Raw genomic sequence first — 13,028 nt, 5'->3', positions numbered from 1 at the left:
ATAAGATACTTTTTGTCAATAAACTATTTACAATCATCCTTTTTAGATAAAAACTTCAACTCATCACAAGAGAATCCAGCCTCTTTTCTCATAGCAAAATTTATATCCATCTTTCTTTTTGTACTACCTGGAAAAACTCTCTCAATAGCTTCTAAATATGTAGTTTGCGGATCTAGGTTTAATCTTTCACACTCATATTTAAACCAAATATCACCTTTTTTAACATGATCAACTTCCTCATTTAAAATAATTTTTAAAGCATCTATTAGTTTTGTATTAAAGCTATCTTTATTTGAATTTAATTTTTCCATAATTTTTGGATTTTGATCCAATCCATTTGCCTCTAAATATCTAGGAACACAAGCCATTCTACTTAAAAAATCTGGAGTTTTTTGCATAGCTTCAAATAGATTCTTATGAACTTCAAACTCTCCATAATATCCACCTAGCTCTTTTAATAAATCTTCAAGCATTAAAAAGTGCCTAATCTCATCATCTGCAACCTCTAACCAATCTTTATAATATTTTATTGGTAAGTTTTTAAATCTAAGTGCTGCATCTATTGCCAAATCAATAGCACTATACTCAATATGTAAAATTGTATGAACTAAATATTTTTTGCCATTTACATCTTTAAAGTTTTTAATAGGTGGAAGCGATGTTGGTTTTACTATTTTTAAAAAAGAGCTATATGAAGGCTCTTTTAAATCTTTTGCAATATGATTATTATCAAATTCAACTCTATTTTCTAAAAATTCTTTATAAAAAATATTAAATCTATTAATCTTATCATCAACATTTGAAGTATCTAATATAGCCTCTAACTCTTGGTAAAAAAACATTTTTTAAGCCTTTTTATAATAAAATGGAAAAATTTTATCAATTAAGGGTTGAAATGCAGGTTAAAGTTCATCCTATGGGTGATTATGCTACAAATTGCTACATAGTAACAATAAACAACAAAGATATCATAATAGACCCAGGTGTTGGTGCAACTTCGTGGGTTAAACAAAATGTTAAAAATCCTATTGCAATACTCAATACTCATGGTCATTTTGACCATATTTGGTCAAATCAAGAGTTAAAAGAGTTTTACAATATCAAACTTTATACACCAAAAGATGATGAGTTTATGTTAACTTTGAACCCTTATAATCTTGGAATGCCACCTTCATATGCAGATGTTTTGGTAAATCCTGATGAAGAATTAACAATTGAAGATATAAAAATAAAGTTTCATCACTTTGCTGGTCACACTCCAGGATGTAGTGTTATTGAGATAAATGATACTTTATTTAGTGGGGATTTTATATTCAAAGGTACTATTGGAAGATTTGATTTTCCAATGTCAAATAGAGATGATATGAAAAAATCTCTTCAAAAAATCTCTTTGTGGGAAAAAGATTTTATAATATATCCAGGACACGGAGATAAAACAACTTTAAAAGATGAGTTAAACACTATAAAACAGTGGGAAAAACATATATGACAGATGTTAGAATAAAAGCTCTTTTATTACTAAATCATACTATTTTAAATAGTAACAATAAAAAACTATTTGAATCTTTTTTTGAATATTTAAAAAATCACTATAATGTTGATGCAATGAAAGTTTTAGTTAGAAAAAAAACTATAGCAAATATGGTTTTTGATAATTCACAAGACTCTTCTTGGCTTTTTTATACAAAAAAAGTAAGAATAAATGGTGAGTATGAGATTATATTTGGATTAATTTTCAATAACCAAGATAGCTTACAAAATGCAAAATCTGAGTCAATAAATATTGATTTAGTTTTAAATAATTTATCAAATATTATTTATATAAAACATTTAGAAAAAGAGTTAAATAACTCAATGATTATAGACAAATTAACAGGTTGCTACAATAGAGCATATTTAAATAATATAGTTAAACCTATATTTAGTCTTGCAAATAGAGAGAATAAAAAAATTGCTTTTTTAAAAATTGGAATTGACCACTTCAAAGCTGTTTTAGATGAGTTTGATTATAACATAGGAGATAAAGTTATAAAAAAACTAGCAAATTTACTTAAAAAAAGCGTAAGAGAGTCTGATTTTGTAATAAGAATGTCAAATGATGCTTTTTTGCTAGTTCTTCAAAATATTGCAGATGAAGAGAATGCTTTATTTGTTGCAAATAAGATTATAAATAAATTTAAAGATGAAAAAGTTGTTGTAAATGAGACAACAGGACAAGTTTTAATGAAAACAATATGTGTAGGAATCTCTTTTTTTCCAAAAGATGGAAAAGATATAGCAACTATTGTTAAAAAAGCAGATATTGCTGTAAGAGAGGCTAAAAATAGCGGAAGAAGTAGAGCTTTTATATTTAGTGAAGAGGAGACATCAAAAATAGAGCTTTTTTAAAAAAACTCTATAATATTTTTCTAGCCTTTACATATACTCTTTTTGGAGCTGGATAACCCTCAACTGTTTTACTGCTATCATTTGGGTCTAAGAAATCTTCTAAACTCTCATCAAATGACCATTTTGTAGCTCTTTGTTCATCTTTTGTTGTTACAACTGTGGCTAATACCTCAATATTTTCAAAACCAGCACGAACAAGCCAATTTTTAAGTGCAGGAATTGTTGGAATAAAGTATATATTTGGAATTTTTGAGTATCTTTGATTTGGTGTTAAACATATCTCATCATCTCCATCTATCATAAAAGTATCAATTATAATCTCACCTTTACTATTTAAACCTTTATTTAGTGCTTTTAAAGTTCCAACTGGATCTGCTCTATGATATAAAACTCCTAGCATAAAGATAAAATCAAATTTATGATTATAAAGTTCTAAATGTTCAACTCCTAGCATCTCATAAACAATATCTGATTTTACAAAGTGATTTATAAACTCAAATTGATGAAGCGTCAAAGGCGATGGATCAAACCCTACTAATCTTTTAGGATTATCTTCAAGCATTCTAAACATATAGTATCCATTGTTGCATCCAATATCAGCAACTACTTTATCTTTTAGATTAAAGTGAGGTCTTATTAGATTATATTTAAGATTACTTTGCCACTCGCTATCAATTTCTAAATCAAAAATTTTAAATGGACCTTTTCTCCAAGGTATTAAAGCTTTTGCAGTTTTAATAATAGTTTCATACTCTTCATTGCTTAAATCATCTTTTTTTCCAACACTAAACCAATCACCATAATCAATAGCTAAATTTGTCTTTTCAATTTTACAAGCCTCTTGTAGTTGTTTATACCAAGGAGCTACATTTTTCCAAGCTCTACACTCATCTTTTTTCTTTTTTAACTCTTCAATATTCACTTCATACTCTTTATAATCTCTTTTAAAATTTTAAATAGATTCTCTATAGAATCTTTATATACAAACTCTCTTTTTGAGTGAGGATATTTTATTGTTGGTCCAATAGATGCAATTTTTAAATTTGGGTATTTTTCCTTAAATATTGCACACTCTAAACCAGCATGTATTGCTCTTAATGATGCTTTGTTGTTAAATTTTTTATAAACATCTAAAACTGTATTTGTAAAATCGTTTATATCAGGACTCCAAGCTGGATATTTTCCATAAGTCTCTACTTTAAAGTTTGAATCTTCTAAAGCTTTTTTTGTGTTCTCTTTTAAGTTTTTTAATCCATCATTACTCATTGATCTTGCACTAAACTCAACTGTAATTGAGTCAATATTTGTAGATATTAAAGCTAAATTTATAGAGTCTTGAACAACATTTAACTCACTATTAAAAGATCTTACTCCATTTTCAAACTTATATAAAAAATCTACTAATTTATCACTATAAAGAACCAAATGGTCACTTTTTGTATCAATTTTCTCTATTTTCATATTTTCATGTGTTTTAAGAGGCTCTTTTTTTGATGCAACAATTGCTTTAGCATTTGCTGGTATTGAGTTTATTCTCTCACCTGCATTTATATCTAAAATTTTTGCATCACTTTTTTTGATTGATTCAATTAAAAGTTTAATAGCATTTGGAATATTTTTATCTATATCAACTCCACTATGACCACCTGCTAAATTTGAGATTGAAATCTCATAAAGATCTAAGTTTTGCTCATTTGAAACTATCTTTTTATCTTCAAAAATAGCTTTTATATCAACTCCTCCAGCACAACCTATACATATTTCACCCTCCTCTTCACTATCAAGATTTAACATATATTTTGAATTTATAGGAAGATTTAAATCATTTGCACCAATAAGTCCTATCTCCTCATCACTTGTAAATAAAAACTCTAAATCATAGTTTTCATACATTAAAGCTAACATATATGAACACCCTATTCCATTATCAGCTCCTAAAGTTGAGCAAGATGCTTTTAGAGTTGTATCATCTTCAATAATTTTTGGAATTGTGTTTTTTTCTAAACATACAATATCATAGTGTGATTGTAAAACTATATTTGCATAGCTATTTTGTTTTTTACACAAAATATTATTTTTTTCATCAACTAAACAGAGATAATTTAGCTTTTTAGATAAATCTTGCATATAAGTTATAAACTCTTTATGAGTTCCAGAACATCTTGGAATTTTTGTAATATCTTTAAATATTTCTAAAACTGTTGACATTTTATATCCTTTTAAAGGTGGAATTTTATTTATAATTGTGTTAAGAGTAGCTTTTATTAAATCAAAAAAGCTAGAAGAGTCCTTCTAGCTTTTTTTTATATATCAGATTTTAAATCTCTATTTCTGTAAGCAAATATAATAGCTGCAAATGCTGTTGCAACTGTTACATAAGCCCAAGTTGGAATTGGAACTGGATCACCTGTTGCATAAGAGTGAAGTCCTGAGAGGTAGTAATTAACTCCTAAATATGTCATCATAATTGAACTAAACGCCAACAGTGAAGCAGTTGCTAGAGTATAAGGATTATTTAAAGGTTTTATAAATCTTAAGTGAACAACTATTGCATAAACTAAAATTGAAACATAAGACCATGTCTCTTTTGGATCCCATCCCCAATATCTTCCCCAAGACTCATTTGCCCAAACTCCTCCAAGGAAGTTTCCAACTGTAATAAATACTAATCCAACAATTAAAGATATCTCATTAATAGCACTTACATGTTTTATAATATCATCCAAGTGAGGTCTATTTTTTCTAAAAATAAACATAATTAAAGTCAAGAATCCTAATATTGCACTAAGACCAAAGAAACCATAAGATGCTGTTAAAATTGATACATGAATTGTTAGCCAGTAAGATTTTAAAACTGGTACTAAATTTGTAATTTGTGGATCAATCTCTGTTAAGTGAGCTGTAAACATAAAAATTGCAGCCATAATAACAGATGAACTTAATGCTAAAAGTGATCTTCTAAAGAACATAACTCCTGCAAAAACAGCTGACCAAGAGATATAAAGCATTGATTCATAAGTATCACTCCATGGAGCATGACCTGAGATATACCATCTATATCCCATTGCAAATGTTTGAACTGCAAATATAGAAGCTAAAATAATAAATAGTGTTTTTGTAGTTTTTTGCGCTTTAAAGTTTGGATTAAATATAAGCACAAACGATACAACTAACATCACAAAACCTAAAAGTAGATAAACTAAAGTTAGATTAAAAAATAGATCAAGCTTATTAAATAAAATCTCTGCATCTATTTTTGAGCTACTTGGCATTACAGATGATCCAGCTTTTTCTTGATACATAGCAATAAGTTCAATATATTTATCACTCTCAAGCCAATCATACTCAGCAACTGAGTTTAAAAGTCCTCTTACAAGCTGACTTATGGCAACTTGATTTTGACCACTAAAGTTTTGAATTGCTTCAAGTGGTGAGTACCATTTAAAGTTATCATCAATAGTTTGATTTTCATAAAATTTAGGGAAAATATTTAGAAGTGATCCATTAAATACACTATAAATAATATTTAACTTCTCATCAAGTTTTATAATATCTTTCTCAAATGTACCTCTTTCAATTGGTTTTGTAAGAAGTGCAGCTTCTGCCTCTTTTGCAATTATATACTCACCTTTTTGATTAAAAACTTCCGAAAATGAGATATATTTCTCTTCAACTGGAATATTTAAAAGCTTTTTAAGTTTTGGAGTATTTATTTTTAAAATTTTTACATCTTTCCAAAAATCAGGTCTTGATAGCATTCCTAAAATGATTTGATCTGAATTCATACCTAAAAATGTACTTCTACCACTTAATTTTTGAACAATTTGTCTATTTAAAGTAGCAAGAGGTTGCATTCTTCCACCAGCTGTTTGAACTACTAAATAACCAAATTTATCAGCTGTTTTTAAAGAGTTATCTTTATAAGTATTTAAATATAAAACTGCCTCTTGAACTTTATCAACTGAATTTGTAGCTTCATTTTGCTCATTTGCATAAAGGTTTGTATTTAATAAGAAAAGAGTTGCTAAAACAAATGAAGCTATATTTTTATTTGAAACAAATTTAACCAATTTCATAAATCTTGAGTTTTTATCAAAGAAATTTAAAAATAGTCCAAGAGTTAATAAAAAGTATCCCAAATATGTAGGCCATTTTCCTGGGTCATTATTTACAGATAAAACCGTACCACTCTCATCTGGGAAATATGAACTTTGGAAAAATAGATAGTTTCCTTCACTAAGTGTTCTATTCATAAAAATTCTATAATCATAAGTTTTATCATCTTTTATAACTGTAATTTCACTTGCATATGATGATGGAGCCATACTTCCAGGGTATCTATCTAGTTGGAACTCATTTAATCTAATAGCAAATGGAAGTTCAATAAATTTTGAACCATACTCAAGTGTAATTTTATAACCATCTATTAAAATCTCTTTAGGAACACCCAACTGTCCTCTTAAACCAGCAATTCTTGTTTGTTGTGAATTACCATTTAAATCTAAATTCAAAGTTAAAAGTCCCATAGAGGCTTTTTGCTCTTTTACAAAATTAAAATCAACATAACTAACTACTAAAGTGTTGTTGTCAAACTCTATTTTGTGAGAGAAGTTATTGAAGTTTTTAAATAAAGATGTAAAGTTTTCTTGATAGAGATTTGATGCAAAAACTTCACCATCTTTTTCAACTTTTACTTGCAAATATGGCTCTAGCGATATCATCTCATTTGTTGTAACACCTTCAGGAATTTGCATAATTCCCTCATATCCAACATATCTTGTTGTAATTGCACCAATTAATATAACTACAAATGAGAAGTGAAATAAAAATCTAGGCATTTTATTCCACATTTTTGTTTTATAAATAATTGCAACTAGATTAATTGTTGTAAGTACCAATATAGTTTCGTACCAAACGCTGTTGTACACCAAAAATAGAGCTGAAGATGTACCAAAATCATTTTCAATGAATGTGGCAACTCCTGCTGCTATTGCTAAAATAGACAATAAAACAATTGTTGTTTTAAAAGAGAATAAAATATTTTTCAAATACAAACTAATCCTTTTTCCTAAGTTTTTCGCAAAATTCTATCTTTTTGCTATTAATAAACAATTAACAAAGAGACCCATATAAAGCTACTTTTTTAAAATATTATTTGATTTACTAAAAGCTATTAAATCTTCTGTTGTTTTTATCAAATTTTTATCTATATTTTTTAAACACTTTTCAAAAATTTTTGAAGTTGTTAGGGCATCATAGTAGGCTCTGTGATGATTTTGTACATCTATATTTAAAATCTCTTTTAGTGTACTAAGACCATACTTATCAGATTTTATAGTTCTTTTTGATAAATCTATTGTGCAAAGTTTTCTATTTAAAAGTTTTCCTAAACTATACTTTTCAAAACTTTGTGATACAAAGTTATAATCAAATTTTATATCATGAGCCACAAAAACATCATCTTTTAAAAACTCTTTAAACTCTTTTAACACTTTTTCAACTCTTGGTGCATTTAAAAGCATATTTGGAGTTATTTTTGTAACCTCTTGTATAAAAGATGGTATCTCTTTTGCATAAACCAAAGAGTCAAATTTATCTATAATTTCTCCATTTTTATACTTAACAGCTCCAAGCTCAATAATTTGATGACCTTTATTTGGGCTTCCACCATTTGTCTCTATATCAACAAAACAAAAAGTTTGATCTTCTAATAAAGTTTTTGTAGTTCTTAAATATACAAAATTATCTTTTATATCAAGTGGAAAACCATTTATTAAAAGTAGTTCAAACTCTAATTCACTACTTTCATAAAATTTATCACTATATATTTCAAGCAGAGATAAAAACTCATTAAACTCTATTGGCTCTTTTTTTAATCTTCTAATAATATCAATAAAGTTTGGCTTTGTTGGTTTTAAAATGTACTTTTTCTTAAATGATTTCATTTGCAGCTTTCACAAATTCAACCATCTTTTCCCTATCTTTAATCCCTTTTTGTTTCTCAACAGCACTACTTACATCAACAGCAAAAAAGTTAAAACCATTTAGCTCTTTTAGATTTTCACTGCTTAATCCACCTGCAAGTATAAATTTTGAACAATCTATATCTTTAAACCAAGAGAGATTTAATCTTTTTCCAGCTCCGCCAAACTCTTCTACAAAAGCATCAACTAAATAGTAATTGCTTTCTAAATTTATTAAATCCTCTTTATTTTTAACTCTTAAAACTTTTAGATACTTTACTTCAAGATTTTCATAATCAACAATATTATCATCATCAATAATTTGTGCTAACTGCATCTTGCTATCTTTACAAATTTTGTTTATAAAATCTGTTGTTTCATTTACAAAAAGAGCAACACATTGAACAAAAGGTGGTAAAGAGTTTACAATCTTTAAAGCCTCTTTTGGTTCTATATATCTAGGTGAGTCTTTATAAAATACAAATCCTAAAGCACTAGCACCTGCATTTGTTGCATTATCTGCATCTTCTTTATTTGTAATTCCACAAATTTTTACTCTCATAAAATTAAACTCAAATCTTATATTTTTAAGCTATCAATAGCTTTTTTATAATCATCACTTCCAAAAATGAAACTACCCGCAACAACAATATCAACTCCAGCATCTTTTAGCTCTTTGATATTTTTATCACTTACTCCACCATCAACCTCAATTAAGCAGTTTGGATTTCTTTTATTTATTAACTCTTTTAATCTCTTTGCTTTTTCTAAAATTGTTGGAATAAATTTTTGACCACCAAATCCAGGATTTACAGACATTAAAAGTACCATATCCAAATCTTGTAATAAATACTCTATATCTTCAACTTTTGTGTGAGGATTTAGTGTAATTGCAGGGCTTATTCCCAAACTTCTTATTTTTTGAATAAGTCTATGTGGATGTTTTTCGCTCTCAATATGAAATGATAGATATTTTGGCTTTAAAGGTGCAAACAAATCTACAAAGAAGTTGTTATTTTCAACCATCAAATGAATATCAAGAGGTTTTGAACTAACCTTACTAACAGGCTCAACAACAACAGGGCCTATTGTTAAATTTGGTACGAAGTGTCCATCCATAACATCAACATGAACTAAATCACAACCAGCTTCACAAATAGCTTTAATCTCTTTTTCTAAATTCCCAAAATCAGCTGATAAAATAGATGGTGCTACTAACATTTAATACCTTTTTTATAAAAATTAGCAAGGATTATACAACTTTATCGCTTTTATAAACTATAAATAAGAATTTAAGTAAAATCTTCAAATTTTAAAAAAAGTGGAAACATGAGATTAATTTTAGTAGCAATTATATTTTGCTTCTCTTTTTCAAGTGATGAGATAGAAAAAAGAGAGCATATTTTTGAAAACTATATTCAAAAACTTGATGATAAAGAGGCAAATGAGTCATTACAACAGTTGGTAAAAAAAGATTTTGGGATAGTAGCTTATAAGTCAACATATATCCTACCAGCAACATATAGCTTTAATAATTTTGATGATGATAGAAAAAAATTTGAAACATCTTTTCAAATAAGTGCTCAAAAACCTATTTTTTACAATCTTTTTACAGATAATGACTCAATAAATATAGCATATACACAAAAATCTTTTTGGCAAACAGCTGACTCATCTGCTCCTTTTCGTGAGACAAACTACGAACCAGAGATTTTTGCAAATTTTTATATGAATAATAAGCATCTAAAACTTCTAAAAATATCTTTAAATCACTTCTCAAATGGTAAAGCAGAAGATGAGTCAAGATCTGTAAATAGATTATATTTACAATCAATTTTTCAATTTGATAACTTTTTTATAAGTCCAAAAGTTTGGTATAGAGTTCCAGAAAAAAGCTCAAGAGATGATAATCCTGATTACTCAAAATATTATGGATATGGAGATTTAAATATGATCTATTTGTATAAAAAACACTCTTTTGAACTTTTATTAAGAAATAATCTAAGATTAAACGACCAAAACAGAGGTGCTGTTGAGTTTAATTGGAAATTCCCACTTCCAGAGTTTTTGAAATCTAAAAATAGTTTTGGAATGGTGCAAATATTTTCTGGATATGGACAAAGTTTAATTGATTATGACAAAGATATTACAAATATTGGATTTGGAATAGCATTTTCAAGATAGTCTAATTTAAACTTTGTATGTAAAAGTAGATTGACTCTATCTCCTCTTGAGTTAAGTAGTATGTTGGCATTATATTCGCTTTGTAAATTAATTTTTCACAAATTTGATCATCTTTAAACTTTTTATTTGGATTTCTTTTTGAGTTTACTTTTGTTTTAAAAGCTTCAAAAGAGACATCTTTTATATTTGGTGCATACAAAGTACACAAATACTCATCACCTTTGAAAGTGTGTTTAAATTGAACAATTTGTTTACCTTTTGCGCTATTTGAATGACAACTATTACACCCTATTCCTCTTGGATTTTCATACAACATCTTTCCATATTCAAGTTTTGTAATAAATAAAGAGTCATCATCTTGTGCTTTTAAAAAAGCAAAAAGAAGTAAAAAAAGAGGTATAAATCTCATTAAATTCCTAAATTTTTCTCATTTTTCAAAAACCAATATATACTAAACATAAGACCTGGAGTTTTTGCCCTATTCTCATCAAATAAAAAATCATCAACATCTTTTTTTGCCAAAAAATATATCTCTATTTGCTCATCATTTATTCCACCACCACTATGAATTTTTTGTTCTTCACAAATAGTTGCAAAATATAGATGCTGTTTTGCTCCACTAATTCCTACATTTGTAAAAAATGATGTGATTTTTTTGATATCTTTTTTATCAACTTTATAACCACACTCCTCATCAATCTCTTCGCTTACAATCTCTTCAAGAGTCATATTTTTATCTACAAGACCAGCGCAAAGTTCATAAGTATAAGTGATGTTATTATCATTTAAATAAACAGGAACTCTAAACTGTTTTACAAGTAAAAATGACTCTTTTTCTTTGTGATAAAGTAAAACAGATACACTATCGTGACTTCTTACAGCTTCCCAACTCTTTTTAAAACCATTTAAAGTAAAGTTTACTTTGAGTGGTTTTATATAGTTAGACTCTTTTAGCTCACTTACTTTTAAATCTGTAATTAGGTTTTTCATTTTTTTTCTTTTTATTTAAAATTATCAAATACCAATGGAGCTTTTAAATCCAAACTTTTTAGATGTTTCATAATAGCTTGTAAATCATCTATATTTTTTCCTGTAACTCTTATTGTATCGCCTTGATTTACAGCAGTTACTTTTAGTTTTAGATTTTTTATCTCTGTTTGAATTCTTTTTGCTTCATCTTTTTCAATACTATCAATTATTTTGTAACTATATTTTCTATTTCCACCACTACTATCCTCTTTTTTAAGCTCTTCAAGTGAGTTTATGCTAATTCCTCTTTTATTCATTTTTGAAATCATAATATCAAGCATAGCATCAATTTTATTATCGCTTGAAGATACAAGAGTTAAAGTTTTTGCCCCAACATTTAAATCAATCTCTTTGCTAATTCCTTTAAAATCGTATCTATTGTCTATCTCTTTTTGTGCTTGAATAACAGCATTTTTCATCTCTTGCATATCAAGTTTTGCTGAAATATCAAATGAGTGCTCTTTTACTGCCATTTTATTTTCTCCTTTTTATTTATTATCTTTTAAAACTGCATAAGCAGCAATTATGTAAGCAATAATTTGCAAAGTCCCACCAATTGGTGTAATCATTCCAAGTTTTGGAATATTAAAAATTGTTAAAATATATAAAGAGAGACTAAAAATTAAAGTTCCAATAATTAGCAAATTTTGTGCCAATTTTAACTTACTATTATAAGCTCTTAGCATTGTTAAAAAAGTTATAACAAAAAGTGCTAAAGTGTTATAAAACTGATACTCTACACCTGTGTGAAAAACTTTTAGCATTTCAGGTGTTAATATCTTTTTTAGTCCATGAGCTCCAAAAGCTCCAAGCGCAATCGCACTTGCAAATAGAATAAAACAAAATGCTAGATATTTTCTAGCTCTACTATCATATACCATTTAATCTCCTTTTATATCAACTTCCCAAAAAAACTCAATCCAAATATCTGTTTTGTTTATATAAAAATCTGGTTTAATCAAAGCTGTTGGTTTGTAAAAAAGTGTTGCTAGTTTAAATTCACAATCTGGAAATCTATTATTTAATAGCTTTAATATTTCAACCATTGTTTTTCCGCTATCAACTATATCATCTATTATTAAAACCTTTTTATAAGGTGATAAATTTGGAATATTAAAAATCTCTACACTATCTTTTTGATTTTTTCTATCATAAGATATTGAGTTTATTGTAAAAATATCTCTTTGATTAAGTGCTTGTGCCATAAGATGAGATAGAGTTAATCCTCCTCTTGCAACACTTATAAAAGCTTCAGCGTTAAAATCTTTTACCAAATTTACAAGTTTTGTAGTATCATTTTTGCACATTTCATAACTATAATATAGTTTATTCAAATAATAATCCTTTTTTAAAAGTGGTATTTTATCAATTTGTTGCTTATTTTGTGGTTTTTACTTTTTTATCAATTTTTCCTTTATATTAAGTGTTTATAAAGTTAAATTAACTAAAATAATAACTTTTAAT

The 13,028-nt window shown here is 27.3% G+C and carries 15 protein-coding genes; 3 read left to right on the top strand and 12 right to left on the bottom strand.

Features of this window, described 5'->3' with window-relative positions; all coding sequences use genetic code 11:
* Nucleotides 1–23 precede the first annotated feature (23 nt).
* Complete coding sequence (locus CRU94_RS04290) at nucleotides 24–842, bottom strand: ferritin-like domain-containing protein (protein WP_129105583.1); 819 nt, start codon at nucleotides 840–842, stop codon at nucleotides 24–26.
* Nucleotides 843–895: 53 nt separating this feature from the next.
* Here CRU94_RS04290 and CRU94_RS04285 point away from each other — a divergent pair, with 53 nt between their 5' ends.
* Together CRU94_RS04285 and CRU94_RS04280 are read left to right on the top strand one after the other, a co-directional pair.
* Nucleotides 896–1,489, top strand: a complete 594-nt coding sequence (locus CRU94_RS04285) for an MBL fold metallo-hydrolase (RefSeq protein ID WP_129105582.1) — start codon at nucleotides 896–898, stop codon at nucleotides 1,487–1,489.
* Nucleotides 1,486–2,388 carry a GGDEF domain-containing protein gene (locus CRU94_RS04280; protein ID WP_129105581.1) on the top strand — a complete coding sequence of 301 codons (903 nt, stop codon included), beginning with the start codon at nucleotides 1,486–1,488 and terminating at the stop codon, nucleotides 2,386–2,388. The genes CRU94_RS04285 and CRU94_RS04280 overlap by 4 nt, the downstream gene beginning before the upstream one ends.
* Before the next feature lie 7 nt (nucleotides 2,389–2,395).
* Here the strand turns inward: CRU94_RS04280 and cmoB are convergent, their stop codons facing one another.
* From cmoB to rpe, 6 genes are all read right to left on the bottom strand, one after another.
* A complete protein-coding gene (gene cmoB, locus CRU94_RS04275; RefSeq protein ID WP_129105580.1) occupies nucleotides 2,396–3,310 on the bottom strand; it encodes a tRNA 5-methoxyuridine(34)/uridine 5-oxyacetic acid(34) synthase CmoB in 915 nt (304 codons plus the stop codon).
* Nucleotides 3,307–4,596, bottom strand: a complete 1,290-nt coding sequence (locus CRU94_RS04270) for a M20/M25/M40 family metallo-hydrolase (RefSeq protein WP_129105579.1) — start codon at nucleotides 4,594–4,596, stop codon at nucleotides 3,307–3,309. Before CRU94_RS04270 ends, cmoB begins: the two co-directional genes overlap by 4 nt.
* A 95-nt stretch (nucleotides 4,597–4,691) precedes the next feature.
* Entirely contained in the window at nucleotides 4,692–7,436 is a 2,745-nt protein-coding gene (ccsA, locus tag CRU94_RS04265; protein ID WP_258237391.1) for a cytochrome c biogenesis protein CcsA, read from the bottom strand.
* Nucleotides 7,437–7,523: 87 nt separating this feature from the next.
* Nucleotides 7,524–8,333 carry a 3'-5' exonuclease gene (locus tag CRU94_RS04260; RefSeq protein WP_129105577.1) on the bottom strand — a complete coding sequence of 270 codons (810 nt, stop codon included), beginning with the start codon at nucleotides 8,331–8,333 and terminating at the stop codon, nucleotides 7,524–7,526.
* A complete protein-coding gene (locus CRU94_RS04255; RefSeq protein ID WP_129105576.1) occupies nucleotides 8,320–8,913 on the bottom strand; it encodes a phosphoribosylanthranilate isomerase in 594 nt (197 codons plus the stop codon). Before CRU94_RS04255 ends, CRU94_RS04260 begins: the two co-directional genes overlap by 14 nt.
* 17 nt (nucleotides 8,914–8,930) lie before the next feature.
* Nucleotides 8,931–9,572 carry a ribulose-phosphate 3-epimerase gene (gene rpe / locus CRU94_RS04250; protein WP_129105575.1) on the bottom strand — a complete coding sequence of 214 codons (642 nt, stop codon included), beginning with the start codon at nucleotides 9,570–9,572 and terminating at the stop codon, nucleotides 8,931–8,933.
* A gap of 108 nt (nucleotides 9,573–9,680) precedes the next feature.
* On the opposite strand from rpe, the gene CRU94_RS04245 reads away from it, so the two are divergent.
* The gene (locus CRU94_RS04245; protein WP_129105574.1) at nucleotides 9,681–10,535 is read left to right on the top strand and encodes a phospholipase A; all 855 of its coding nucleotides are present in this window, start codon (nucleotides 9,681–9,683) and stop codon (nucleotides 10,533–10,535) included.
* Between the two features lies 1 nt (nucleotide 10,536).
* Here the strand turns inward: CRU94_RS04245 and CRU94_RS04240 are convergent, their stop codons facing one another.
* Genes CRU94_RS04240 through CRU94_RS04220 form a run of 5 tightly spaced genes read right to left on the bottom strand, consistent with a single transcriptional unit; the run spans nucleotide 10,537 to nucleotide 12,898 of the window.
* Complete coding sequence (locus tag CRU94_RS04240; protein ID WP_129105573.1) at nucleotides 10,537–10,944, bottom strand: c-type cytochrome; 408 nt, start codon at nucleotides 10,942–10,944, stop codon at nucleotides 10,537–10,539.
* Nucleotides 10,944–11,525 carry an NUDIX domain-containing protein gene (locus CRU94_RS04235; RefSeq protein ID WP_129105572.1) on the bottom strand — a complete coding sequence of 194 codons (582 nt, stop codon included), beginning with the start codon at nucleotides 11,523–11,525 and terminating at the stop codon, nucleotides 10,944–10,946. The genes CRU94_RS04240 and CRU94_RS04235 overlap by 1 nt, the downstream gene beginning before the upstream one ends.
* 11 nt (nucleotides 11,526–11,536) lie before the next feature.
* Nucleotides 11,537–12,037 carry a YajQ family cyclic di-GMP-binding protein gene (locus tag CRU94_RS04230; RefSeq protein ID WP_129105571.1) on the bottom strand — a complete coding sequence of 167 codons (501 nt, stop codon included), beginning with the start codon at nucleotides 12,035–12,037 and terminating at the stop codon, nucleotides 11,537–11,539.
* 15 nt (nucleotides 12,038–12,052) lie between these two features.
* Nucleotides 12,053–12,445, bottom strand: coding sequence for a DUF423 domain-containing protein (locus CRU94_RS04225; RefSeq protein WP_129105570.1), 393 nt, complete (start codon nucleotides 12,443–12,445; stop codon nucleotides 12,053–12,055).
* Nucleotides 12,446–12,898, bottom strand: a complete 453-nt coding sequence (locus CRU94_RS04220) for a phosphoribosyltransferase (RefSeq protein WP_129105569.1) — start codon at nucleotides 12,896–12,898, stop codon at nucleotides 12,446–12,448. It lies immediately after the preceding gene.
* Nucleotides 12,899–13,028: the final 130 nt, after the last annotated feature.

It is taken from the genome of Arcobacter sp. AHV-9/2010, from assembly GCF_004116575.1.
GTDB lineage: Bacteria > Campylobacterota > Campylobacteria > Campylobacterales > Arcobacteraceae > Aliarcobacter > Aliarcobacter skirrowii.
The sequence above is the reverse complement of the archived record's forward strand: the minus strand, read 5'-3'. Positions and strand labels throughout refer to the sequence as shown.